Genomic DNA, 25565 nt, shown 5'->3' on the forward strand with positions numbered 1-25565 from the left:
ACGTAACAGAAAGGGCCAGTCACCCGCCTCGCACGCGAAAAGGTCTAGACTGAGTCCCTAATCGCTTACCCAAGGCGAAGGACCGGATAGTTCGTAAGGAGAGCATGCAATGGCAGTTGAGAAGAAGGATCTGGACTGGGGCAGCCTTGGCTTCAGCTACATGCAGACCGACTACAGCTACGAGGCCCACTGGAAGGACGGCGAGTGGGACGAGGGCGGCCTGACCACCGACCACACCCTGCACGTCTCCGAGTGCGGCGGCATCTTCCACTACTGCCAGGAGGTCTTCGAGGGCCTCAAGGCCTACACCACCGAGAGCGGCGACATCGTCTGCTTCCGTCCGGACCAGAACGCCAAGCGCATGTTCGACTCCGCCCAGCGCCTCGAGATGCCGCCCTTCCCCGAGGACCGCTTCGTTGAGGCCGTCAAGGAGGTCGTCAAGGCCAACGCCGCGTGGGTGCCGCCCTTTGGCTCCGGCGCCACGCTCTACGTCCGCCCGTTCATGATCGGCTCCGGCAACGTCATCGGCGTCGCCCCCGCGCCCGAGTACACCTTCCGCATCCTCGTGACGCCGGTGGGCCCCTACTACAAGGGTGGCCTCAAGGCCGTCAAGCTGCGCATCTCCGACTACGACCGCGCCGCACCGCACGGCACCGGCAACATCAAGGCCGGCCTGAACTACGCCATGAGCCTCAAGCCCTCCGTCGAGGCCCACGCCCAGGGCTATGCCGACAATCTCTATCTGGACTCCGAGTCCCGCACCTACGTCGAGGAGACCGGTGGCGCCAACGTCCTGTTCGTTGACGGCAACACGCTCGTGGTTCCCAAGAGCCACACGGACTCCATCCTGCCCTCCATCACCCGTCGCTCGCTCGTCCAGGTCGCCGAGGACCTCGGCATGACCGTGGACAACCGTCCCGTCGAGTGGGCCGAGGTCAAGAGCGGCAAGTTCTCCGAGTGCGGCATGTGCGGCACCGCGGCCGTCATCTCGCCCGTCGGTGAGATTGACAACAAGGTCTACGGCGCCAACGAGACCGTCGTCTTCCCGGCCGGCCAGGTCGAGTGCGGCCCGGTCATGAAGAAGCTGCGCGAGACCCTCACGGGCATCCAGTCCGGTGCCATCGAGGACAAGCACAACTGGGTCTTCAAGATCTGTTAGTCTCGGCCGACCATGCGATTGACCACGACCCCGCTCGGCCACACGGCCGGCGGGGTCGTCTTTTGTGAGAGGAGAGCCATGGCAAGCGAACCCATCATCGCAACCGTTGGGGGAGAGGGGCCACTGCTCGTGATTCACGGCGGCGCGGGCCGGCGCCTGCACGAGATGAGCTCCGCGCAGCGTGCGGAGACCGACGCCGCGCTTGGCCGCGCGCTTGCGGCCGGCTACGAGCTTCTTGCGGCCGGCGAGAGCGCCGAGGCTGCCGTCATCGCGGCCATCCACGTCATGGAGGACGCACCGTGCTTCAACTGCGGGCGCGGGGCGGCCCTCACGCTCGACGGCACGGCCGAGCTCGACGCCTGTCTCATGCTCGGCGACGGGCGCACGGGGGCGGCCTGCGGCCTCACCACGGCCAGGCACCCCATCGACGTGGCGCGCGCCGTCATGGAGTGCACGCCCCACGTGCTGTTCAGCGAGCCCGCGCCCGAGCTTCTCGACGAGTGGGGCATCGAGCAGGTCGAGAACGACTACTTCGTGACGCCGGCCCGCGCCGCGGCGCTCGAGGAGTGGAAGGCCCTGCACGCCATCGGGGCAGACCGGCCCGAGACTCGCCACGGCACGGTGGGCGCCGTGGCCCGCGACGCATGCGGCCGCATCGCCGCCGGCACCTCCACGGGCGGCATCACGGGCCAGGTGCCGGGCCGCGTGGGAGACTCCCCGCTGTGCGGCGCGGGCACGTACGCCAACGAGACCAGCGTGGCCGTGAGCTGCACCGGCACGGGCGAGACGTTCATACGCGACGTCGCCGCCCACCAGGTGCACGCGCGCGTGGCGCTCGGCGGCCAGACGCCCGGCGAGGCCGCCTCCGCCATGCTCGCGGGCATCGGCGCCCATGGCGGCAACGGCGGCGTCATCGTGGTGCCGGCGAGCGGAGCCGGTGTCATCGGCCGCACGGACGGCGCCCAGATGAACTGGGGCTGGGCGAGTGCTGCGGGCCGCGAGACGCACGAGTAGGACGAGGGGCGTACGGCTGCCGTCGTGTGCCGTTGCCACCGCGAGCCATTCTCGGCCCGACATTACGCGTCGCGTTGCTGCGAAGCGCTACTCGGAGATGCTCGCCTCGGAGAGAAGCGGCAGGATCTGCGGCGTCACCGTGAGCGAGGAGACGCGCCTGTCCGTGCAGCGGGCGAGCGCGCGGTAGTTGAGCGGCGCGTAGGGCACGAGCTCGGAGACGTAGTCGTTGGCGGCCTGCATGGCCTTGACGCGCTCGTCGTGGTCTGCCGTGGCGCGCGCGGCGTCGATGAGCTGCTCGAACTTGTCGTCGGCAAAGTGGCTCACGTTGTCGCCATTGCCCGTGTGGAACAGCGGGTAGAGGTAGTTGTCGGCGATGGGATAGTCCGCGTACCACGCGCGGGCGCCCACGGAGTAGGTGCCGTCGAGGTAGGACTGGTACATGGCCGCGTACTCCACCTTGTCGATCTCAACGTCGATGCCAAGCTTCTGCCAGTCGGCCTGCATGGACTGGTACTCGTCCTGCGTGTTGGCGGCGTTGGTCATGAACTTGAACGAGAGGTTGCGCTTGCCGTTGGCGTCGGCGGCATAGCCCGCCTCGTCGAGCAGCTGGGCGGCCTTGTCGGGGTCATAGGCGGCGTAGGCCCAGGCGCCCTCGCGGTAGCCCTCCATGGAGGAGGGCAGGATGTCGTCCGCCGGCTGGGCCGAGCCCTCGTAGATGGCGTCGCAGATGGCCTGGCGGTTGATGGCCAGCGACAGCGCCTGGCGCACGCGGACGTCGCTCATGACCGGGTCGTTCACGTTGAAGGCGAGGAACTGCGTGTAGAGCATCGCGCCGCCGAGGAACTGGTGGTCGGGCGTGGCGGTGTAGCCGTCCTCGGACTCGCCGTAGCTGTCCTTGGCCTGCTTCGTGGCCGTGATGGGCACGAGCGAGCAGTCCAGGCTGCCGGCGTCGAGCTCCTTGTAGGCGGTGTTGGAGTCCTTGTAGATGTTGAAGCGCACGCCGGCCACCTTGGGCGCCTCGCCGTTGGCGTAGTCGGCGAAGGCCTCGGCCTCCACGTACTGGCCGTCCTCCCACTCGCCCTTCATCTTGAACGGGCCGTTGCCGATGGGGGAGTGGGCAAAGGCGGTGTAGTCGTCACCGGCGCCGGCGCCCTCGGGCACGGGCGAGAGGACCGGGGCGGCGCACACGTAGTCAAAGTCCGCGTAGGGCTGGGAGAGCTCCACCTGCAGCGTGTAGTCGTCCGGGCAGGCGACGCCGGAAAGCTCGGTGGCGCTGCCGGCCGTGACGTCCTCGTAGCCCTTCACCATGGCCAGGTGGTAGGAGACGTTGGAGGGCTGCTCGCCCGTGGAGGGGTTGCACAGGCGCCTCCAGGCGTAGGCGAACGACTTTGCCGTCACCTCGGAGCCGTCGTGGAACTTCGTGCCCTTGCGAATCTTGAACGTCCAGACGGTGTCATCGTCGCTGTGGGTGTGGCTCTCGGCCACGAGGTCGGTGAGCTCGCCGGTCTTGTAGTCGTAATAGGTGAGAGCGTCGAACAGGTTGAAGGCCACGGCCACGGCGTTCTCGTCCTCGAGCGTGTAGGGCTCGATGCCCGTGGGGTTCTCGATGTGGTAGGTGAGCACGGCGTCTGACGAGCCACCCGTGGAGGCGGCGGTGCCGTCGGCGTCGCTCTTCTTGCAGCCTGCGAGCGCGGCTGCGGCGGCTACGGTGCTGCCGGCGAGCATGGCTCGGCGGCTGATCGGTGCGTTGAGCGGATTGCGTGCGCTCATGTCCAATCCTTCCCTGCGTGGCGGCGCGTGGCCGCACGCTGTCTCGGAGCGGGCCCGGCGTCTCTCGCGTGGTGCCCGCCTTGATTTCCTACCAGTCTAGTATGAATATAGGGATATGCAAGAAAAGCGTCGTCGCGGGGCGTCCCTGTAATCGCATCGTTACATGCGCGCCGGTGCCGCCGCGACCGCACCTTCCCGGGGCTAGTATATGGCCGCATCCGGGAGGCGTGGTTTCCGCCGCGTTTCCGTACCGTTCAAAGAGGGGGAGCGAGATGGACGAGCTCAAGGTCGTCGAGGGCTACATGCCCTTCAAGGGCTACAAGACGTGGTACCGCATCGTGGGCGAGAACGACCTGGGCCGGCTGCCCCTGCTCACCATCCACGGCGGCCCAGGCAACACGCACTGGTACCTGCGGAGCCTGGACGAGCTCGCCCGCAAGTACCACCGCCAGGTCATCTACTATGACCAGATTGGTTGCGGCTACTCCAAGGCGCCGAGCAACCCAGACATGTGGAGCGCCGAGCTGTTCGAGGAGGAGCTCCACGAGCTGCGCCGCCACCTGGGTCTTGAGCACGTGCACCTGCTGGGCCAGAGCTGGGGCGGCATACTGGAGCTGCAGTACGCCACGCACCGCCCGAGCGGCGTGGCGTCCATGGTGGTGGCAAGCTCGCCGGCAGACATGGACCTGTGGCTGGCCGAGGCGATCCGCCTGCGCTCCTACCTGCCCCGTGAGATGGAGCAGGCCCTCGCCCAGGCAGACGTGGACGGCGACTACGACCGCCCCGAGGTCAGGGCCGCGAGCGCCGAGTACTATCGCCGCCACGTGGCCGCCGTGCCCGAGGACGAGCGACCCGAGAAGTGGCGCAAGCCCTTCGCCGACCCGGTGGGAGACGAGGTCTACCACACGATGCAGGGCATGAGCGAGTTCGTGGTCACGGGCAAGCTCAGCCACTGGAGCGTCGTGGACAAGCTGGGCGACATCTGCATCCCCACGCTCGTGACGAGCGGCACGGCAGACGAGTGCACCCCGCTCATCGCCAAGCAGATCGCAGACAGCATCCCGGGTGCGGAGTGGGCGCTGCTCGAGGGCACGCACATGGTTCACCTCGAGCGCCTCGAGGAGTACAACGCCACGATCGAGGAGTTCGTGGAGCGCCACGAGTAGGCGCGCGGGCCAGGACATGACGAAGGGGTTCCCAAAAGTCTCTGACGCTTCTGGGAACCCCTTTTGTGAACCTGTCCCTTGTCCCGTGGCTACTCCTCGACGGGCATGCCGGAGTAGTTGAGGCCGGCCACGGCCTCGCGCAGCTCGTCGCCGCCGTGGGTGAACGCGAGCGCGAGCGCGGGCCAGCCGTGCAGGGCCTCGTCGAAGAGGTCGGCGAATGAGTCGGTGCTCGTCTCGCCGGTGAAGGGGTGGCGCCACTCGGCGTGGCCGAGGTTTGCCGCGGGGCACTTCTCGGAGGTCGAGACGCGGTGCGAGAGGGCCTGAAGCAGCGAGTGGGAGCGCACGAGGCGCTCGACGCCGCCCACGGCGCCCGCCTTGAGCGAGCCGTGCGGCTCGATGGCGCGGTAGCACAGCTCCATGTCTGCCACGGCACCCGCGTACTCGGTGGCGGCAAGCTCGATGCCAAACGCGGCCCAGGCCACCTGGCTCATGAGCGCGCCGGCCACGCGGCAGATGCGCTCGGTGCGCACGAGCTCGCTGGCGGGCGGGCAGTCGTGGACCGTGGCGTGGCGCAGGCTCCACAGCATCCAGGTGTCAAGGTCGCTCTCGATGACGGCGTGCACCTCGCTGTCCGCGTCATAGAGGTTCTCGGCCGCGTCGATGAGCGCGTACTGCTCGGCGTAGACGAACGGGTGCGCCACGCGGTCGAGCGCGTAGTGCGACAGCATGCCGAGCGCGAACGCCCGCCCGATGCCGGCGTCTGCCTCGGGCAGGTGGCTCACGCCGTCTCGCAGCGCCGCGAACGCGCGCGTCATGCGCCCGTCGTGCATCTCGTGGGCAAGGCGGCGGGCGTTCTGCCCGCGCTCGGGCGTCGTGAGGACGCGGAAGAAGAACGGGTCTGGGCCCTGGTTGCCAAGGAGAAACGCCAGGAGCTCCTCCTCGCTCGTGACGAGCCCCTCCGGCAGCAGCGTGGCGGAGCGCTCCCCGAACAGGTGATGGGTGATGAGTGCGGGCATGTTCGTCCTTTCATCTGAGTTACGTGCTCCATTATGCCCCCTCGGGGGCTTGCCGATTCCGCCCGTCTGCGTCCTGTCGCCGGTTTACGGGAGGCTTACGCGCGAGGCGGCCCCTCAGGCGCTACCATGGAGGGACGCGCGTCGCCCACCCGCGGCGCAACCCTGCGAGCACCGGAGAGGCCCATGTCGATGACCAAGTACACGAAGCTCGAGCGCAACTGGGTGATGTATGACGTGGGCAACTCCGCGCTCGTGCTGCTCAACACCTCCATCGTGCCCATCTACTTCAACGCCATCAACACGGGCGCCTCGGCGGCCGAGCTCGTGAGCGCCTGGGCAAACGCCCAGACCGTGGCCTCGCTCGTCGTGGCGCTGCTCATGCCCGTGCTGGGGTCGCTCGCGGATTACGCGGGCAACAAGATCAAGTTCTTCATCGGCTTCTTCCTCACGGGCCTCGTGCTGTGCTTTGCGCAGGCCATCCCCATGGGGGCGCTGCCGTTTCTCGTGGCCTACGTGGTGTGCACGATTGGCCTCAACTCGTCCATGACGTTCTATGACGCCATGCTCACCGACGTCACGACCGACGAGCGCATGGACATGGTCTCGAGCTCGGGCTACGCATGGGGCTACGTGGGCTCAACGATCCCGTTCATCGTCTGTCTCGCGCTCATCTTTGGCGGGCCTGCGCTGCTCGGCCTCGACACGATGCTGTGCACGCGGCTGTCGTTCGTGATCACGGGCGCCTGGTGGCTCGCGTTCACGGTGCCGCTCATCCGCACGTACAGGCAGCGCTTTGGCAAGGAGCGCGGGGAGGGCGAGACGCTCGGCAAGATCTGCGCCAATACGTTCTCCGGCCTTGCCAAGACGATGAGAAGCATCGCCAAGGACCGTGCGCTCATCGTCTACATGCTGGCGTTCTTCTTCTACATCGACGGCGTCCACACCGTGATCTCCATGGCGACGAGCTACGGCGCGGCGCTGGGCATCGACTCCACGCAGCTCGTGCTCGCCCTGCTCGTGACGCAGTTCGTGGCGTTTCCCTCGGCCATCGCCTACGGCAAGCTCGCCGGCAGGTTTGGCACGCTGCGCATGATCATCGCGGCGGTGGTGGCCTACTGCGGCATCGTGCTGTTTGCGGCCTTTGCCCTCAAGACGGCCACGGAGTTTTGGATCCTCGCCATCCTCGTGGGCCTGTTCCAGGGTGGCATCCAGGCGCTCTCCCGCAGCTACTTTGGCAAGCTCGTGCCCAAGGAGCGCAGCAACGAGTACTACGGCTTCTTTGACATCTTTGGCCGCTACGCCAGCGTGATGGGCACCTTCCTCGTGAGCGTCATCACGGCGGCCACGGGCAGCGCCAACCTCGGCGTGCTGTCCATCGGCATCCTGCTCGTGGTGGGCCTCGTGCTGCTGCTGACGCTGCCCGATGCCCGCTCCCGCGCGTGACACCTGGGGACGGGGGCCAAACTGTCACCGCAGTTCACCTGCGCTTACTGTGAGTGGACGGGGTATCATGGCGAAGTTTTGCGCGGTCGCTTGCGGGGAGGGCGTGGGCCTTGGGGCTTCTTGAGATCATCGTGTTGGGTGTGGCCCTCTCGGCCGACGCGTTTGCCGTGACCATCTCGAACACGTTCGTCTACGCCAGCGAGTCGCGCTCCCGGCTCATGCTCATGCCGCTCATGTTCGGCCTGTTCCAGGGCCTCATGCCCGTGGCTGGCTATCTTCTGGGTGGCCTTGCCGCCGAGGAGATCGAGACCTACGCGGGCGTCATCACGCTCGTCATCCTCGGCCTCGTGGGCGGCAACATGATTCGCGAGGGCGTCTGCGCGCTGCGCGGCGCGGGCGAGCAGGACGGCCCCGAGGAGCCCGGCGCGGGTCCCGTGGCACGCCGCCTCACCCTCGTCACCGTGCTTGCCCAGGCCATCGCCACGGCCATCGACGCGTTCGCCGTGGGCGTGAGCCTGCGCGCGCAGGCCGTGAGCGTGGTCGTTGCCGCTCCCGTCATCGCGCTCACGACGTTTCTGTGCTGCGTCGCGGCCCTTGCGCTGGGCCGCAAGCTCGGCGAGGTGCTGGGAGACCGCGCCCAGGTCGCCGGCGGCATCGTCCTGGTGCTCATAGGCCTCAAGGCGTTCCTCGCGTAGGAACCAAAGGGGACGGGTTCATCTGGCACCCGCGAGACGCGCCAAAGGGGACGGGTTCATCTGGTGCCCGCGCGGGTACACCTCCAATGACAGAGTCGATCATTGGAGGCAACCATGGACGTGTTCGAGAGGCTCTTCAGGCGCACGAAGGCCACCGTGATCCTCATGGGGGTGGCGCTGCTCGTGCTGGGCGTGGCGATGTTCGTGAGCCCCATCGGGGCCACGCTGCTCATCGTGCAGGTCGTGGGCTGGACGCTCGCCGTGGCGGGCGCCATCACGCTGCTCAACTGCTGGCGGCACGCGTCCGAGGGCATGAGGCAGGCCGACCTGTTCATGGGCCTGCTCGAGGCCATCCCGGGCGTGTGCCTCATCGTGTGGCCCGACGCGTTCGTGGCCGTGGTCTACGTGATCATCGGCGTCATCGTGCTCGTGACGGGCGTGAACGACGTCATCGAGGCAAACGCCGTGCGCCTTGCGTTTGGCGCGGGCTGGGTGTGGCGCATGGCAATCGGCGTCATCACGCTGCTCGCCGGCGTGGCGGTCGTGGCGTCCCCGTTTGCGATGGCCGAGCTCGTGATGCTCGTCGCGGGCCTCGCGCTCATCTTCGATGGCATCACCGAGATCATCGCCGGCGTGTCGATGAGGTAGGGGAGCGCTGGGCGCCCGGAGAAGCCACAAAGAGCGCGCCCGTCCTGGCATGGCGACAGGACGGGCGCGCTTCGCTGTTTTTTGGGACGAGAACGGCTTGGGCGAGAACTTCCGGGGCCGGCTGGTGCCTAGGTTTTGTGGGCGAGAACGGCTGGGGGCGGCTGGCGCCTGGGTTTATGGGGCGAGAACGGCTGGGGGCGCCCCGCGCCTAGGCGTTCTCGACCTTGCCGTCGATGACGTCGAGGGCAAGCATGAGGTTGCGCTCGTCGATGGCGTGCGGCGCCGCGGCGCGCGTCTTGGGCTTGGCGCAGAAGGCGATGCCCGTGCCCGCCGCCAGGATCATGGGGATGTCGTTGGCGCCGTCTCCCATCGCGACGGTGCGCTCCATGGGGATGCCCAGCTCAGTGGCCCAGCGCTCGAGTGCCTCGAGCTTGCGCTGCTTGGTGACGACGTCGCTCGCGAGCCTGCCCGTGAGGCGTCCGTCCACAGCCTCCAGGCGGTTCGCGAGGCACAAGTCGATGTCCGCCGCCGCCACGATGCGGTCTGCCACCTCGTGGAAGCCGCCGGACACCACGCCGACCCTCCAGCCGCGGCGGTGCGCCTCTGCCACGAGCTCACGCGCGCCGGGCGTGAACGTCACGCGGGCGTAGGCGCGGTCGAACACGCCCGCGTCGAGACCCGCGAGCAGCCCCACGCGTTCCTCGAGCGCCCCGCGGAAGTCAAGCTCGCCGCGCATGGCGCGCTCCGTGATGGCGGCAACCTGCTCTCCTGCGCCGGCCTCGTCGCCGAGCAGGTCGATGACCTCCTCGTTGATGAGCGTGGAGTCGATGTCCATGACGATGAGGCGGGCGTCGGGGGCAAGCTGCGGCACACGCTTCTCCATGATGTAGTCGTCCATGACAAAGCCCTCTCCGATGCTCGTCTCCACGGCGTCGATGACCTCAAAGCCGTGGCCGCGGTAACAGCGGATGCCCAGCTCGTTGTGCTTGTTGACCGTGAGGTACATCGCGTCCAGGCCGCGCTCGCGGCACAGTGCCATGTAGTGGGCAACGACGTCGCTCGCCAGGTGCCGGCCGCGCTCGCTTGCCTTGAGGTAGATCTTGGAGATGAAGAAGCGGTTTGTCTCGGGCTCCACGTGGCCGCCCGTGTAGCCGCAGGTGCGGCCGTCGCCGTCCATGACAAACCAGTACTCGTAGGCGTGCTCGGCCATGTCGCGGCGGATGGCGCCCAGGCTCTGGAACTGCTCGACCATGTAGCGCGTCTGCGCCTCGCCGATGAGCGCCGGCCAGTACTCGCCCCAGATCTGGGCGGCAAGCCCTTCAAGCTCCTCCTGGTCCGCCTCGGTCCTCACGGGCCGCATCGTGGTTGCCATGGCGTCTCCTCTCGGTCTTGTGAGCCAACTGTAGCGCAAGGGGCGCCAAAGGGGACGGGTTCATCTGGTCCCCAGCCCCAAGGGGTGGGACCAAACGAACCCGTCCCCTTTGGTCCCGGGCGCGCCGGGGGGTGTGGGACCAAACGAACCCGTCCCCTTTGGTCCGGCAAGAAAGGAGGCCTCGCCGAGTGGGCGGGGCCTCCTGGGGATGCGCGTGCTGTGCCGCGGCGCTACACGTAGAACAGGATCCTGTTGTAGCTCGGGACGGGCCAGTAGTCGTGGCCGCAGACCTTCTCCATCTCGTCGACGGAGACGCGCAGGGCGTCCATGGCCGGGATGACGGAGTCGCGGTAGGCGTTGTCCTGCTCGGTGGGGTCGTCGAGGGACTGGGCGGCTGCGTTCTTCTGCTCGAGGTCGGCGACGAGGTCCGTGATCTTGTCGATGGCGTCCGTGAGCGTCTGGACGAGGGCCTTCTCGGCCTTGGCGGCAATGCCAAGCTCGGCCTTCGTGGCCACGGTCGTGGCGATGTCACCGGAGTAGTCGAACAGCGCCGGCAGGTACATGTGCTTGGTCATGTACACCATCGTGTTGGCCTCGATGTTGAGGAGCTTGGCGTACTGCTCGGCCTTGGAGACGTAGCGGGCGTGCATCTCGTCGGGGGAGGCCACGTGGTACTTCTCGAACAGGTCGAGGTTCTTCTTGTCGATGAGGCACGGCAGGGCGTCGGGCGCGGTGCGCATGTTGAGCAGGCCGCGCTTCTCGGCCTCGGCGGGCCACTCGTCGGAGTAGCCGTTGCCGTTGAAGATGATGCGCTGGTGCGCGGTGAGCGTGGCCTTGACCCACTCGAGGGCCTTGACGATGAAGTCGCACTCGGCGACGTCGGCCATGTCGGTGGCAAAGCGGTCGAGCTGCTCGGCCACGGCCGTGTTCAGCACCATGTTCGGGTCGGAGAGGTTCTGCTGCGAGCCGCACATGCGGAACTCGAACTTGTTGCCCGTGAACGCGAACGGCGAGGTGCGGTTGCGGTCCGTGCTGTCCTTGGTGAGGTCGGCGAGCTGCGGGACGCCCAGGTCCATCTTCTCGCGCGGGTGGCTCGAGTAGGGCTTGTCGTTGATGAGGGCGTCCACGACGGCAGCAAGGTCGTCGCCCAGGAAGATGGAGACAATCGCGGGGGGAGCCTCGTTGGCGCCCAGACGGTGGTCGTTGCCGGCCGAGGCAACGCTTGCGCGCATGAGGTCCTGGTAGTCGTCGACCGCGGCGATGACGCTGGAGAGGAAGACGAGGAACTGCAGGTTGTCCTCGGGCGTGTCGGACGGGTCGAGCAGGTTCTTGCCGTCTGCCGAGATGGACCAGTTGTTGTGCTTGCCCGAGCCGTTGACGTAGTCAAAGGGCTTCTCGTGCTGCAGGCAGGTGAGGCCGTGGTGGGAGGCGATGATCTTCATCTTCTCCATCGTGACCAGGTTGTGGTCGATGGCCTTGGAGCTCGTCTCGAAGATGGGCGCAAGCTCGTGCTGGCACGGGGCGACCTCGTTGTGCTTGGTCTTGGCCGGCACGGCGAGCTTCCACAGCTCGTCGTCGAGCTCCTTCATGAACTCGTTGACCGTGGGGCGGATGGCGCCGAAGTAGTGCTCCTCGAGCTCCTGGCCCTTGACCGGCTCGCAGCCAAACAGCGTGCGGCCGCACATGATGAGGTCGGGACGCGCCGCGTAGTCCTCCTCCTTGATGAGGAAGTACTCCTGCTCGGGGCCAACGGTGGTCGTGACGCTCTTGATGTCCTTGCCAAAGAGCTTGAGCACGCGCTTGGCCTGGCCGTCGAGGGCCACGCAGGAGCGCAGCAGCGGGGTCTTCTTGTCAAGCGCCTCGCCGGTGTAGGAGATGAACGCGGTGGGGACGCACAGGACCTCGTCCTTGATGAAGGCCGGCGACGTCGGGTCCCAGGCGGTGTAGCCGCGGGCCTCGAACGTGGCGCGCAGACCGCCGGACGGGAAGCTCGAGGCGTCCGGCTCGCCCTGGATCAGTGCCTTGCCCGAGAAGGTCTCCAGGGCGCGGCCGTCTCCGGTGGGCTCCATGAAGGCGTCGTGCTTCTCGGACGTGATGCCCGTGAGCGGCTGGAACCAGTGGGTGTAGTGGGTTGCGCCCTTCTCGAGCGCCCACTCCTTCATGGCGTGGGCAACCTCGTTGGCGATGGCGAGGTTGAGTGCCTTGCCCTCCTTGATGACACGGGAGAGCTCCTTGTACGTGGGCTTGGGCAGGCGCTCGCGCATGACGGAGTCGCTGAACACCAGGCTGCCGTACTCCTCGGTGACCTTAGAAGCCATGTGGACTCGCTTTCTCTTTGTGAGAACTTGGATCCCTGACGTTGCATAACTCTAACGGGGCAATATTACGGCTAAATTAAGCCTTTGATTCGCGGGGGCTTCCCGAATGAGACCAAAGTGCTTCCCACGTGCGACCATTCCGAGAACCCCTCGCGCGCGTGCATGGCATTTTGGAAAGCGGGGACCTCATCTTTCTTGGGGCTGCTACGATGGAATACATCTGTACGTGCGAGACGAACGGAGAGCCACGGTGGCCAAGCACTTCAAGAAGGATGGCGTGCTCCAGCAGGGGAGCCGCTTTGACGCGGCGGCGCGCCCCGGCCGCGAGGCTGGCGAGCCCGGCCCCTCGCGCCCCGGCCGCGAGGCTGGCGAGCCCACCGCGGCGCAGATGCCGCAGGACAACCCCTACGTGCCGCACACCCAGGACAACCCCTACGCGGCCGGCCCCGCGTCGGGCGCCGTGGGCGTGACGCCCGAGCGCGCGGGCAAGGCGGGAGCCGGCCGCGGTGGCGCCGGCCAGGGCGTGCCCGGGGCGGCCAGGAAGCGTCACCGTCGCGTGCCGGTGGTCGCCGTGGTTCTCGTCGTGCTTGCGGTCCTGGTGGGCGCCGGCGCGCTGCTCTACCTCAACCCTCCCATCTACCGTGTGAGCGTCAACGGCGTGGAGCACATGATCCACACGGGCATGACGCTGCAGGACCTCGTGGACGAGGGCTGGGCCACGCCTGCCGCCGGTGACCTCATCGCCGTTGACGGCTCCGTTGCCCAGGAGGGCGGCGGCGACAAGTTCGAGGCCAACCTCAACGGTACGGTCACGAGCGACCCCGCGACCACCGTGCCGCGCCACTCCACCGTCGAGTTCTCGGACGGCAACGATGTGGACGAGGACTACACCGAGACCACCGAGGCCATCGCGCACGGCGAGGGCGGCCAGGACGTAAGCTCGCCGGCCACCTACTACGCCGGCCCCATCCACGTGCTGTCCGACGGCCAGGACGGCGAGCAGGTCACCAAGACCGGCAAGGTGTCCGGAAAGACCGTGACCGAGGTCACGAAGCAGCCCGTGGACTCGGGCTACAGCGCCTACTCGGTCAACACGAACGGCGACAAGGTCATCGCCCTCACGTTCGACGACGGCCCCTGGCCCACGACGACCTCGGAGATCCTCGACGTGCTCAAGGAAAACGACGCCCATGCCACGTTCTTTGAGATTGGCAACCAGGTGGCCGAGAACGCCGACGTCGTGAAGCGCATCGCGGCCGAGGGCAACCAGATCGGCTCGCACACGTGGGACCACGCGAGCGGCTCGGGCCAGGGCGTGAACCTCACGTTCATGACGGCCGACGAGCAGCGCGATGAGGTCACGAAGGGCTTCAGCGCCATCGAGGACGTGCTGGGGACCTCCGTGCCCCACGTGCTGCGCGCCCCGGGCGGCAACTACTACGGCTCGCTCGTGGAGAACCTCAAGGACCTCGTCGACGTCGAGGTGGGCTGGAACGTCGACACCGAGGACTGGAGGCGCCCGGGCGCCGACAAGATCGCCGAGGCCATCATGAGCGCCCAGCCGGGCAACGTCGTGCTCATGCATGACGGTGGCGGCGACCGCTCCCAGACGGTCGAGGCGCTCAAGATCGCCCTGCCCAAGCTCAAGGCCGAGGGCTACAGCTTCGTCACGATCGACGAGCTCATGAGCACGTACGGCTCGTCGGGCTCGGGCAGCAACTAGCGGACGCGTTGGGGTCTCGGCCGCCATGGGCGCCGGGACCCCTCTTTGTTGGAGGGAGCGCCCATATGCCACGCGAGACGAACGCCGCCAAGCGCGCGCGGGCCATAGAGTTCTGCGAGCGCCTGGACGCGATGTACGGGCCGGTCGAGTGCTTCCTCGACCACGGGAGCCCCTTCAGGCTCGTCATCTCCGTGCTGCTCTCCGCCCAGACGACGGACGCCCAGGTGAACAAGGTGACGCCCGAGCTGTTCGGGCGCTGGCCCACGCCGGCGGACCTCGCGACGGCGACGCCCGGGGAGGTGGCCGAGGTCATCCGGAGCCTGGGCTTCTACAAGAGCAAGGCGCGCCATGCCGTCGAGGCCGCGCGGATGATCGTGAGCGAGTACGGCGGCGAGGTGCCCCACACGATGGAGGAGCTCACGCGCCTGCCGGGCGTGGGGAGAAAGACCGCCAACATCGTGCTCAACGTGAGCTTTGGCATCGTGGAGGGCATCGCGGTGGACACGCACGTGAACCGCATCGCCCACCGGCTGGCGCTGAGCCCCAAGACGCACGAGAGAGAGCCGCTCAAGACCGAGCAGGACCTGCTCAAGATTCTGCCGCGCGAGTACTGGAGAGACGTCAACCACCAGTGGATCCGCTTTGGCCGCGAGGTGTGCGGCGCCAAGGCCCCCAAGTGCGGCGAGTGCCCCATGGTCGACATCTGCCCGAGCGCGGGCAGATAGGGGCGGGCCCCGGCGTGCGGCCACGCCGGGGCCGTGCCGCACGCCGGCCGCGCCTGTGGCGCTTTTCGTGCCCGCGCCCGGACGTGTCCGCTATCACACGTACAATGTGATGCCGACACACATGACGAGGAGGCACCCACATGGCAGACGAGAGCAACGACCTGCAGCTTGAGGCACCGGCGGCAGAGACGGACGCGCCGCGGCGCACAATCGCGGTCGTGGACGGCAACTCGCTCATGCACCGCGCGTTCCATGCCATCCCGCCCACGATGACCGCGCCGGACGGCCGTCACACGAACGCCATCTTCGGCTTCGTCTCCATGTTCGTGAAGCTCGTGGAGACGTTTGCCCCCGACGGCGTCATCTGCGCGTTCGACAAGGGCAAGCCCCGTGTGCGCATGGAGATGCTGCCCCAGTACAAGGCGCAGCGCCCGCCCATGGACCCGATCCTGCACGAGCAGTTCCCCATGGTGAAGGACCTGCTGCGCACCATGGACGTCCCCGTCTGCGAGCTCGAGGGCTGGGAGGGCGACGACATCCTTGGCACGCTCGCGCGCCGCGGCGAGGCCGCGGGCTACGACATGCTGCTCGTCACCGGCGACCGCGACATGTACCAGCTCGTCACCGAGCACGTCAACGTCGTCTCCACGCGCAAGGGCGTCTCGGACGTCTCAATCATGACGCCGGAGAGCGTCGACGACCTCTACCACGGCGTCACGCCCGAGCTCGTGCCCGACTTCTACGGCCTCAAGGGAGACACCTCGGACAACATCCCCGGGGTTCCCGGCATCGGCCCCAAGAAGGCGAGCGCCCTCATCTGCCAGTACGGCTCGCTCGACGAGGTCATCGCCCACGCGGACGAGGTCAAGGGCAAGATGGGCGAGAACCTGCGTGCCCACATCGATGACGCCCTGCTCTCTCGCAGGGTTGCCATCATCCGCACGGACGCCCCCATCGAGTGCGACCTCGCCAGCGCCAAGTTCCCCACGTTTGACCCCGAGACGGTGCGCGCCGCCTTCTCCGAGCTGGGCTTCACGGGCATGACCGGGCGCGTGCTCGCCCTGGCCGGCGCCTCCGCGGCCGGTGCCGCTCCGGCACGGGCCTTCGAGCTTGATCGTCGCCTGGACGCGCCGGCGCTGCTCGAGGCGCTGCGCGACGCCGGCGAGGCTGGCGAGTGGGTGGGCCTGGCGCTTGTCGAGCCGGCGGACCAGGGTACCCTCTTTGAGCCGGAGCTTAGCGTCTGGGCGTCGTGCGAGGCCGGCGCGGGGCAGCTCGAGGGGGACGCCGCCCGCTCCCTTCTCGTCCACGCGCTCGAGAACTGGCGCGTGGCGTCTGGAGACGTCAAGGCGCTCATGCACGCCGTCTACCCCGTGGACTCCTCGCTTGCGGCCACGCCGGACGAGGACGGGCGTCCCTTCGACCCCGCCCGTTGCGACCCGGCGCACCTGTTCGACGCGGGTCTCGCCGCCTACCTTCTCGACTCCTCGAAGGGTGCCTACGGCATCGCCGACGTGGCCGCGCGCTACCTGTCCGGCGAGCTCCCCGAGCCCGCAGACGGCGAGCCCGCCGCGGCCGTGGCCGCCCAGGCCGCGCGCGTCCTCGTGCCCGTGCTCTCGGAGCTTCTCGAGAAGGACGGCTCTGCCGCGCTCATGACCAACATCGAGATGCCGCTCGTGGGCGTGCTCGCGCGCATGGAGCGCACGGGCATGCACGTGGACCCGGCGAAGCTCGCCGAGCAGTCCGCCGAGCTCGGCGTCGACATCGAGGCGAGCCGCAGCCGCATCTATGAGGCCGCGGGCCGCGAGTTCAACATCGACAGCCCCATGCAGCTCTCCGGCGTGCTCTTCGACGACCTGGGCCTTCCCACGGCCGGCCTCAAGAAGACGCAGCGCGGCTACTACTCCACGAACGCCAAGGTCCTCGACGAGCTCGCCAAGCACAGCCCCGTCGTGGCCGAGGTGCTGAGCTACCGCGAGAAGGCCAAGATCCGCTCCACCTACCTCGACGCCCTGCCCGACGACATCAGGGGAGACGGCCGCATCCACACGAGCCTCAACCAGACCGTGGCCGCCACGGGGCGCCTCTCGAGCTCAAACCCCAACCTGCAGAACATCCCCACGCGCTCCGAGCTGGGGCATCGCGTGCGCACGGCGTTCACCGTGGCACCGGGCAGCGTGTTTCTCGCGTGCGACTACTCCCAGATCGAGCTGCGCCTGCTTGCGCACCTCTCCGGTGACGAGCACCTCATCGAGGCCTTCTGCGAGGGCGAGGACTTCCACGCCGAGACGGCCGCCCGCGTCTTTGGCGTGCCCGTCTCCGAGGTCACGCACGAGCTGCGCAGCCGCGCCAAGGCCGTGAACTTTGGCATCGTCTACGGCCAGCAGGCCTACGGCCTGTCCACATCGCTGGGCATCAGCCGCCGCGAGGCGCAGGAGATGATCGACCGCTACTTCGCCGCCTACCCGCAGGTGCGCAGCTACCTTGACGGCACGGTGGCCATGGCCAAGCGCAACGTCTGGGTGCAGACGATGTACGGCCGCAAGCGCCACGTGCCCGACATCCTCGCACGCAACGCCAACATGCGCAGCTTTGGCGAGCGCACGGCCATGAACCACCCCATGCAGGGCAGCGCGGCCGACATCATCAAGCTCGCGATGATCGCCGTGGACGAGCGCATGCGCGACGAGGGCCTTAAGAGCAAGCTCATCCTGCAGATCCACGACGAGCTCGACTTCGAGGTCCCCGAGGGCGAGCTTAAGGTCATGAGCAAGCTCGTTAAGGAGACGATGGAGGGCGTCGTACGGCTGCGCGTGCCGCTCGTGGCCGAGGTCTCCTACGGCGCCGACTGGGCCGCCGCAAAGTAGGTGGGGGCGAGCCGCCCAGCCCCGCCGCGCTCACGCCCCGGCGAGCAGCACGGCGTTCAGCACCGTCACGATGAGGGCGATGAGCACGAGGACGGCCTTGAGTGCCGTCCCGTTGGCGTATGCGCCCATGACGCGCGGGCTGCTCGTGAGCCATATCTGGACGAACACCGTGACGGGCAGCTGCAGCGAGAGCAGCGCCTGGCTCCACACGAGCCCCTCGAACGGGTCGCCCACGAACATGATGGCGACAAGCGCGCCGAGAAACGCGCCCACGACGCCCAGCGAGCTGTGGCGGTCGTGGATGTCATAGGGCTCGCCCGCGATGCCGGCCGAGACCGTGACGGCGGCCATGCCCGCCGTCACCGAGCTCGCGAGCCCCGCAAGCAGCAGCGCGAGCGCAAAGATGTGGCGCGCCGCCAGCCCCAGCATGGGCTCGAGCGTGGCCGCCGCCTGCGCCAGGTCGTCCACGCGCACGCCCGCCGAGAAGAACGTCGAGGCGGCGAGGATGACCATGGCGCTGTTGATCGCCCAGCCGATGCCCATGGACAGCAGCGTGTCCACGAACTCGTGGCCAAGCCGCTCGCGGATGACCGCGTCCCCCTTGCCCTCGAAGTGCTGGCTCTGGATGACCTCCGAGTGCAGGAACAGGTTGTGCGGCATCACCACGGCGCCCAGCACGGAGACTACGATGGCCGCCGATCCCGAGGGCATGGCGGGCACCACCCAGCCCACCGCCGCGGACGCCCAGTCCACGCGCACCATCGCGATCTCCGCGAGAAACGAGACGCCGATGAGCGAGACGAACCCGATGATCCAGCGCTCGACCTTGCCGTAGGAGTTCGTGAGCAGAAGCGCGGCCGACGCCGCCGCCACGAGGGCGCTGCCCACGCGCACGTCCAGTCCCAAGAGCATCTGCAGGGCGATACCGCCTCCCAGGACCTCGGCCATCATCGTGGCCACGCAGGCGAGGTAGGCGCTTGCGAGCACGGGCCTTAAGACCGCGCGCGGCAGGTGGCGCGCGCAGCTCTCCGCGAGGCACTCGCCCGTGACGATGCCCAGGTGCGCCACGTTGTGCTGCAGGATGACGAGCATGACGGTCGAGAGCGTCACCACCCACAGGAGGCCGTAGCCGTACGTGGACCCCGCGGCCATGTTCGTGGCCCAGTTGCCGGGGTCGATGAACCCTACGGTCACGAGCAGGCCGGGACCTATCCAGTGAAGGATCTCCAGGCCACCGCGGTGGCCGCTGTGGTTTGCGCCCAGCAGGCGACGCCTGAGTCCTGTAAGCATCGTGCTCCCTTCATAAATGTTAACTAAGGCTAACTATAGGGCTGCGAGATGGCTTGCGCTAGACTCAGGGGCCGCAAATCACGATGGAGCGAGCGGTCGTTTGCCATGCTCGCAAGGATGGGGCGCCAATGAAGGTCATTCTCTACACGGACGGCTCGAGCCGAGGAAACCCCGGCCCGGGCGGCTATGGCGCGGTGCTGCGCTGCACGGACGCGGCCGGAGCGCTGCATGAGCGCGAGCTGTCGGCCGGCTACGCGAGAACGACGAACAACCGCATGGAGCTCATGGGCGTCATCGCCGGCCTCGAGGCGCTCAGGCGCCCCTGCGAGGTGGAGGTCCACAGCGACTCGCAGTACGTGGTGAACGCCTTCAACAAGCACTGGGTGGACGGCTGGCGCCGCCGCGGCTGGAAGAACGCCAAGAAGGAGCCCGTGAAGAACCCCGACCTGTGGCAGCGCCTGCTCGCCGCCATGGAGCCGCACAGCGTGAGCTTCGTGTGGGTGCGGGGCCACAACGGCGCCGCGCTCAACGAGCGCTGCGACGAGCTTGCCGTGGCCGCTGCGACCGCTCCGCGTCGCACGCTGCTCGTCGATGAGGGCTTCGAGGGCTAGGGGAGCGTCGGGCCTCGCCCCCGGAGAAGCCGCGCGGACGACCCCCGCATGGGTAGAATGAGCTCTTGGACACTTCAAGGGGGAAACATGATCAAGGCCGTTCTGTTCGACATGGACGCCACGCTGCTCGACATCAACCTCACGGCCTTCATGGGCGCCTACGTCGCCGATGTCTCGCGCATCCTGGCGCGCATCTCCGGCAAGCCCACGCTTGCCTTTGGCGGAGCCTGGGCACGTGGGTATCTCGCCATCGCCAACGAGGTCCGCACGGACGGCCTCACGAACCTGGAGCTGTTCTCGGCCACGGTCGAGCGCCTCACGGGCGTGCCTGTGGCAGACCCGGCCATTGCGGACGCCATCAGCTGCTACGAGCGCACGGTCCTGCCGCGCCGTCGCGGCGGCCTCGTGGGGGCGCGACCCATGGAGGGTGGCATCGCCGCCATCGAGCGGGCCCGGGAGATGGGCCTTGCCGTGGCGCTCGCCACCAACCCGAGCTTCTCGCAAGACTGCATTCGCGCGCGCATGGGCTGGGCCGGCATCGCCGACATGCCGTTCGCGCGCGTGAGCCACATGGGCAACTCCACGCGCCTCAAGCCGCGCGCCCGCTACTACGAGGAGTTCGTCTCGGCGCTTGGCCTTGCGCCCGAGGAGTGCATCATGGTGGGCAACGACGCCCGCCGCGACTTCCCGCACCCCGACATCGGCATGCCCACGGCCTACGTTGGCCACGCGCGTCCCGGGCGCGCGGCCTGGAGCGGCCGGATGAGCGAGCTGGCAGACGCCCTGCCGGCCCTCGTGGACCGTCTGAACCTCGCCGGTTGACACGGGGACCGTCCCCAGGCGGCTACGCGTCTTGTTACGGCTATGAAAAAAGCCCACGAAAGCTGCAAAATGTCTTGAAATGTGGTAGCTGGGGCAGGTATCCTATCAAAACGTGTGAGTTCGGACGCTCGCACACCATATCTGTCGGCCCCCGAGCGATGTAAATCCAAGCCGGTGGCTGTGGGCGAGCATCTGGCCCGGAGCTGCTGCAGGCGATGCGCATGAGCATCGGGGCCCCGTTTTCGAAAGGGGTCCACCTTTGAGTGAGATTCAGAACTCGTCCGTTTTCTCGCTGGATGACGTGTCCAACGAGGAGATGAACAACCTCATCGACGGTACCATTACCGATTTCGACGAGGGCGATCTTGTCACGGGTACCGTTGTCAAGATTGAGCGCGATGAGGTCCTGCTTGACATCGGCTTCAAGTCTGAGGGCGTTATTCCCGTCCGCGAGCTGTCCATCCGCAAGGACGCCAACCCCGCTGACATCGTGAACCTGGGCGACACCATTGAGGCCCTCGTTCTCCAGAAGGAGGACAAGGACGGCCGTCTGGTCCTCTCCAAGAAGCGTGCCGAGTACGAGCGTGCTTGGAACCGCATCGAGGAGAAGTTCAACGCTGGCGAGAACGTCGAGGGCGAGGTCATCGAGGTCGTCAAGGGCGGCCTTATCCTCGACATCGGCCTGCGCGGCTTCCTGCCCGCCTCCCTCGTCGACCTCCGTCGCGTCAAGGATCTCAACGCTTACATGGGCACCCGCATCGAGGCCCGCGTCATCGAGATGGACCGCAACCGCAACAACGTCGTCCTCTCCCGTCGCGTTGTCCTCGAGGAGGCTCGCAAGGCCGAGCGCTCCGAGATCCTCTCGAAGCTCCAGCCGGGCATGCGCCTCAAGGGCACGGTCTCCTCGATCGTCGACTTCGGCGCCTTCGTCGACCTCGGCGGCATCGACGGCCTGATCCACATCTCCGAGCTCTCCTGGAACCACGTCAACCACCCCTCCGAGGTCGTCAAGGTCGGCCAGGAGGTCGAGGTTCAGGTTCTCGACGTCGACCTCAACCGCGAGCGCATCTCCCTCGGCCTCAAGCAGACCACCGAGGATCCTTGGCGCACGCTCGTCAAGAAGTACCCGGTCGACGCCATCGTTGAGGGCACCGTCACGAAGCTCGTGCCGTTCGGCGCCTTCGTCGACCTTGGTGACGGCATCGAGGGCCTGGTCCACATCTCCGAGATGGCCAAGCAGCACGTCGACGCCCCCGCGCAGGTTTGCAAGGTTGGCGACAAGGTGCAGGTCAAGGTCATGGAGATTGACCTCGACCGTCGTCGCATCTCCCTGTCCATGAAGGCTGCTGCCGAGACCCTCGGCTTCGAGGTTGAGGTCACGCCGATGGACAAGCCCGAGGACGAGGCCGCTGACGCCGAGTAGTCCTCTCGCTTCATAGCGTGTGAGACGGGGTCGCCCACGTGGGCGACCCCGTTTTTTGTCGGCGTGCTCGCGCGGCCGGCCGCGGGGCGAACATCGTGTCACGTCTTGGTGTCGGGATTGCGCCCGGCGGTGTAGCGCGCGCCTCGGTGGGTAGAATCTCCAATCAGCAACATCGATAGCAGTGGGGGAGACATGGCAAGGGGAGACTTCAAGAGGCGCATGGAGGCGTCACAGAGGCAGATGCTCGAGTGGGCGAGGGGCCGCAACGGCGCTGACGAGCTCTCGGGGGCCTGCACGAACGTGGCCGTCGCGCTCGTCATCGTGGACCTGTTCGCGCACACGACGTGGCTCTCCATCCTCGCCCTGGTCCTGCTCGGCTACTCGTGGTTTCGCATCACGTCCAAGAGGGTGGGGGCCCGTAGCCTCGAGAACGCCCGTGTGCTCAAGGCAACCGGTCCCATCGTGCCTTTTCTCGCCAATCCTGTGGGCGCGCTGCGCGAGGCCCGCGCCTACGTGCACCTGACGTGTCCCTCGTGCGGCCAGCGCGTCCGTATCCCGCGCGGCAAGGGCAAGGTGCGCATCACCTGCCCCAAGTGCCACGCACGCTTCGAGGGAAAGGCGTAGGTTCCCATGCACACGACGTTTCTCGCCGGGGGCATCGCGTCGGGCAAGTCCACCGTGGCGCGCATGCTCCACGAGCGCGGTGCCTGGCTGTGCGACCTTGACCAGGTCTCGCGCGACGTGCTCGAGAGTGGCGGCCCCGTCCTTGCCCAGATAGCCAGTGAGTTCGGTGATGACCTCATCGACCCCGAGACGGGTGAGCTCGACCGCCTGGGGCTTGCCGTGCGCGCGTTTGCGTCGCCGGAGGCCACGGAGCGTCTCGAGGCGATCGAGATGCCCGCCATCCGCGAGCGCATGTCCCATATTCTCACGAACACGTGCTGCGCGGCCACCGAGCCCGCGCTCACGGTCGTGGAGGTCCCGCTGCTCGACCGCGTCGAGGACCTGCTGCCCCTCGCTGACGACGTGCTCGTCGTCACGGCGCCGCTCGAGCTGCGCCGTGCGCGCGCCGTGGGGCGCGGCATGGACGCCGAGGACTTCGACGCCCGCGTTGCCCGCCAGGCCAGCGACGAGTACCTGCGTGCCCACGCCACCCACGTGATCGAGAACACGGCCGACGTAGAGGCCCTCGAGCGCGCGGTGGAGGCGTGGTGGCAGGCCGTGCTTGGGAGCTCCCATGGTTGCGAGTAAAACGGCGGACGGCAATGCATCGCAGGTCACAGGCCACGTGGGCGCCGAGCTTCGTCGCTTCGGCGTCCAGGGCGAGGGGGCGCCTCTCAAGGTCGTCTCGCGCTTCGAACCTGCGGGAGACCAGCCGCAGGCCATCGAGAAGCTCGCCCGCGGCGTGCGCGAGGGCCTTCGCTACCAGACGCTCATGGGCGTCACGGGCTCGGGCAAGACGTTCACCATGGCCAAGACCATCGAGGCCGTGAACAAGCCCACGCTCATCCTCGAGCCCAACAAGACGCTCGCCGCCCAGGTTGCCAGCGAGATGCGCGAGCTGTTCCCCAACAACGCGGTGGTCTACTTCGTCTCCTACTACGACTACTACCAGCCCGAGGCCTACGTCCCGCAGTCGGACACCTACATCGAGAAGGACTCCTCCATCAACGAGGAGGTCGAGAAGCTGCGCCACCAGGCTACGGCGAGCCTGCTGTCCCGCCGCGACGTCATCTGCGTGGCATCGGTGAGCTGCATATACGGCATCGGCAGCCCGGAGGACTACGCCGGCCTTGCCCCCAATGTCTCCAAGGACGAGCCCCTCGAGCGCGACGACCTCATCCACGCCCTCATCGACATTCAGTACGACCGCAACGACGTTGACCTCGCGCGCGGGTGCTTCCGCGTGCGCGGAGAGCGCGTGGACGTGTTCCCGCCGTACGCCGAGCACCCCCTGCGCATCGAGTTCTTTGGCGACGAGGTGGAGCTCATCGCAGAGATCGACGAGGTCACCGGGGAGATCATCCGCGAGTACGACGCCGTCCCCATCTGGCCGGCGAGCCACTATGTCACCGAACGCCCCAAGATTAACCACGCGCTCGACACGATCAACTCCGAGCTCACGGAGCGCCTGGCGCAGCTCAAGGCCTCCGACAAGCTCCTGGAGGCGCAGCGCCTGCGCGAGCGCACGGCCTATGACCTCGAGATGCTCGAGACGATGGGCTTCTGCAACGGCATCGAGAACTACTCGCGCCACCTGGACGGACGCAAGCCCGGCGAGCCGCCCTACACGCTCATCGACTACTTCCCCAAGGACATGCTCTGCATCATCGACGAGTCCCACGTCACGGTGCCGCAGATTCGTGGCATGCACGAGGGGGACCGCTCACGCAAGATCACGCTCGTGGAGCACGGCTTCCGCCTGCCGAGCGCCCTGGACAACCGCCCGCTGCGCTTCGACGAGTTCGAGGCCCGCGTGCCGCAGTTCCTCTACGTCTCGGCCACGCCCGGTGACTACGAGGAGCAGGTGAGCCAGCAGACGGTGGAGCAGATCATCCGCCCCACGGGCCTTCTCGACCCCAAGATTGACGTGCGGCCCATCCGCGGCCAGATCGACGACCTCACCGAGGAGATCCGCGCGCGCGTGGCCAAGCACGAGCGCGTGCTCGTGACCACGCTCACCAAGCGCATGGCCGAGGACCTCACGGACCACCTGCTCGACGGGGGCTTCAAGGTCAACTACATGCATTCGGACACCGCCACGCTCGACCGCGTGGACATCATCCGCGACCTGCGCACGGGAAAGATCGACGTGCTCGTGGGCATCAACCTCTTGCGTGAGGGCCTCGACATCCCGGAGGTGTCGCTTGTGGCGATCCTCGACGCGGACAAGGAGGGATTCCTGCGCAACCGTCGCTCGCTCATCCAGACGATGGGCCGCGCGGCGAGAAACGCCCATGGCGAGGTCGTCATGTACGCCGACGCCGTCACCGACTCCATGCGCGTGGCCATCGACGAGACGCGCCGGCGCCGCGAGCTGCAGGAGCGATACAACGCCGAGCACGGCATCGTGCCCAAGACGGTGAGCAAGTCCATCGCCGACATCTCGAGCTTCATCGCCGAGGCCGAGGATACCGTGGGCGACAAGACGCGCGACCGCCATGGCACGGGCAGCCACGGCGCGTTCGAGAGCCTGTCGGGCGTGGAGAGCGACGCGCGGGCCCGCAGCGAGGCCACGGCGCGCTCCGTCGCCAACGAGCTCGCGAGCAAGCTGCCGCACGAGGAGCTCGCGAGGCTCATGGAGACTCTCGAGGCGGACATGAACGCCGCGAGCGAGGCCATGGACTTCGAGCGCGCCGCCGAGCTGCGAGACCAGCTCGTGGAGCTGAGGAGCCGCGTCGAGGGCAGCACGGAGGACGAGGTCATGGCCCGCCTCAAGGCCGGTGCGCGCAAGGGCAGCGCCCACGCCACGCGCAGACGCTACAGGCCCAGGAAGAAGTAGGACG

20 protein-coding genes are annotated in these 25565 nt (G+C 67.6%); 15 read left to right on the forward strand and 5 right to left on the reverse strand.

The window, feature by feature from the left end:
* Positions 1–109 precede the first annotated feature (109 nt).
* Positions 110–1159, forward strand: a complete 1050-nt coding sequence (locus tag Pcatena_RS02855) for a branched-chain amino acid aminotransferase (RefSeq protein WP_126421446.1) — start codon at positions 110–112, stop codon at positions 1157–1159.
* A gap of 78 nt (positions 1160–1237) precedes the next feature.
* Entirely contained in the window at positions 1238–2173 is a 936-nt protein-coding gene (locus Pcatena_RS02860; RefSeq protein WP_126421448.1) for an isoaspartyl peptidase/L-asparaginase family protein, read from the forward strand.
* 87 nt (positions 2174–2260) lie between these two features.
* Here Pcatena_RS02860 and Pcatena_RS02865 read toward each other — a convergent pair whose 3' ends face one another.
* A complete protein-coding gene (locus Pcatena_RS02865; protein ID WP_126421450.1) occupies positions 2261–3943 on the reverse strand; it encodes a peptide ABC transporter substrate-binding protein in 1683 nt (560 codons plus the stop codon).
* A gap of 272 nt (positions 3944–4215) precedes the next feature.
* On the opposite strand from Pcatena_RS02865, the gene Pcatena_RS02870 reads away from it, so the two are divergent.
* Complete coding sequence (locus Pcatena_RS02870) at positions 4216–5109, forward strand: proline iminopeptidase-family hydrolase (protein WP_172596359.1); 894 nt, start codon at positions 4216–4218, stop codon at positions 5107–5109.
* 89 nt (positions 5110–5198) lie between these two features.
* Here Pcatena_RS02870 and Pcatena_RS02875 read toward each other — a convergent pair whose 3' ends face one another.
* A complete protein-coding gene (locus Pcatena_RS02875) occupies positions 5199–6125 on the reverse strand; it encodes a zinc dependent phospholipase C family protein (RefSeq protein WP_126421454.1) in 927 nt (308 codons plus the stop codon).
* 183 nt (positions 6126–6308) lie between these two features.
* Here Pcatena_RS02875 and Pcatena_RS02880 point away from each other — a divergent pair, with 183 nt between their 5' ends.
* From Pcatena_RS02880 to Pcatena_RS02890, 3 genes are all read left to right on the forward strand, one after another.
* Positions 6309–7568, forward strand: a complete 1260-nt coding sequence (locus Pcatena_RS02880; RefSeq protein ID WP_172596360.1) for an MFS transporter — start codon at positions 6309–6311, stop codon at positions 7566–7568.
* 110 nt (positions 7569–7678) lie between these two features.
* Complete coding sequence (locus tag Pcatena_RS02885; protein WP_126421456.1) at positions 7679–8263, forward strand: manganese efflux pump MntP; 585 nt, start codon at positions 7679–7681, stop codon at positions 8261–8263.
* A 114-nt stretch (positions 8264–8377) separates the two neighbouring features.
* Positions 8378–8911: an HdeD family acid-resistance protein gene (locus Pcatena_RS02890; RefSeq protein WP_126421458.1), complete on the forward strand. Its 534-nt coding sequence runs from the start codon at positions 8378–8380 to the stop codon at positions 8909–8911.
* A gap of 208 nt (positions 8912–9119) precedes the next feature.
* Here the strand turns inward: Pcatena_RS02890 and serB are convergent, their stop codons facing one another.
* Both serB and Pcatena_RS02900 read right to left on the reverse strand, forming a co-directional pair.
* A complete protein-coding gene (gene serB, locus Pcatena_RS08230; RefSeq protein WP_126421460.1) occupies positions 9120–10283 on the reverse strand; it encodes a phosphoserine phosphatase SerB in 1164 nt (387 codons plus the stop codon).
* 230 nt (positions 10284–10513) lie between these two features.
* Entirely contained in the window at positions 10514–12601 is a 2088-nt protein-coding gene (locus tag Pcatena_RS02900; RefSeq protein WP_126421462.1) for a glutamine synthetase III family protein, read from the reverse strand.
* 250 nt (positions 12602–12851) lie between these two features.
* Here Pcatena_RS02900 and Pcatena_RS02905 point away from each other — a divergent pair, with 250 nt between their 5' ends.
* From Pcatena_RS02905 to polA, 3 genes are all read left to right on the forward strand, one after another.
* Positions 12852–14324, forward strand: a complete 1473-nt coding sequence (locus tag Pcatena_RS02905; RefSeq protein ID WP_126421464.1) for a polysaccharide deacetylase family protein — start codon at positions 12852–12854, stop codon at positions 14322–14324.
* 65 nt (positions 14325–14389) lie between these two features.
* Positions 14390–15049: an endonuclease III gene (gene nth, locus Pcatena_RS02910; RefSeq protein WP_126421466.1), complete on the forward strand. Its 660-nt coding sequence runs from the start codon at positions 14390–14392 to the stop codon at positions 15047–15049.
* Positions 15050–15189: 140 nt separating this feature from the next.
* Positions 15190–17913 carry a DNA polymerase I gene (gene polA / locus Pcatena_RS02915; protein ID WP_126421467.1) on the forward strand — a complete coding sequence of 908 codons (2724 nt, stop codon included), beginning with the start codon at positions 15190–15192 and terminating at the stop codon, positions 17911–17913.
* Positions 17914–17943: 30 nt separating this feature from the next.
* On the opposite strand, the gene Pcatena_RS02920 is transcribed toward polA, so the two are convergent.
* A complete protein-coding gene (locus tag Pcatena_RS02920) occupies positions 17944–19203 on the reverse strand; it encodes an Nramp family divalent metal transporter (protein WP_126421469.1) in 1260 nt (419 codons plus the stop codon).
* Positions 19204–19331: 128 nt separating this feature from the next.
* Between Pcatena_RS02920 and rnhA the strand changes: the two genes are divergently transcribed.
* From rnhA to uvrB, 6 genes are all read left to right on the forward strand, one after another.
* Complete coding sequence (gene rnhA / locus Pcatena_RS02925) at positions 19332–19814, forward strand: ribonuclease HI (RefSeq protein WP_126421471.1); 483 nt, start codon at positions 19332–19334, stop codon at positions 19812–19814.
* Between the two features lie 87 nt (positions 19815–19901).
* Positions 19902–20636, forward strand: a complete 735-nt coding sequence (locus Pcatena_RS02930; protein WP_126421473.1) for an HAD family hydrolase — start codon at positions 19902–19904, stop codon at positions 20634–20636.
* Between the two features lie 259 nt (positions 20637–20895).
* Positions 20896–22059, forward strand: a complete 1164-nt coding sequence (gene rpsA, locus Pcatena_RS02935; RefSeq protein ID WP_126421475.1) for a 30S ribosomal protein S1 — start codon at positions 20896–20898, stop codon at positions 22057–22059.
* A 192-nt stretch (positions 22060–22251) separates the two neighbouring features.
* On the forward strand, positions 22252–22683 hold the full coding sequence (locus Pcatena_RS02940) for a zinc ribbon domain-containing protein (RefSeq protein WP_126421477.1): 432 nt from the start codon (positions 22252–22254) through the stop codon (positions 22681–22683).
* Between the two features lie 6 nt (positions 22684–22689).
* Positions 22690–23310, forward strand: a complete 621-nt coding sequence (coaE, locus tag Pcatena_RS02945; protein WP_126421479.1) for a dephospho-CoA kinase — start codon at positions 22690–22692, stop codon at positions 23308–23310.
* Positions 23297–25561 (forward strand): excinuclease ABC subunit UvrB, encoded by a 2265-nt coding sequence (gene uvrB / locus Pcatena_RS02950; RefSeq protein ID WP_126421480.1) that lies wholly within the window; start codon positions 23297–23299, stop codon positions 25559–25561. Before coaE ends, uvrB begins: the two co-directional genes overlap by 14 nt.
* The last annotated feature ends 4 nt before the right edge of the window (positions 25562–25565 follow it).

This window comes from Parolsenella catena (assembly GCF_003966955.1).
Lineage (GTDB): Bacteria > Actinomycetota > Coriobacteriia > Coriobacteriales > Atopobiaceae > Parolsenella > Parolsenella catena.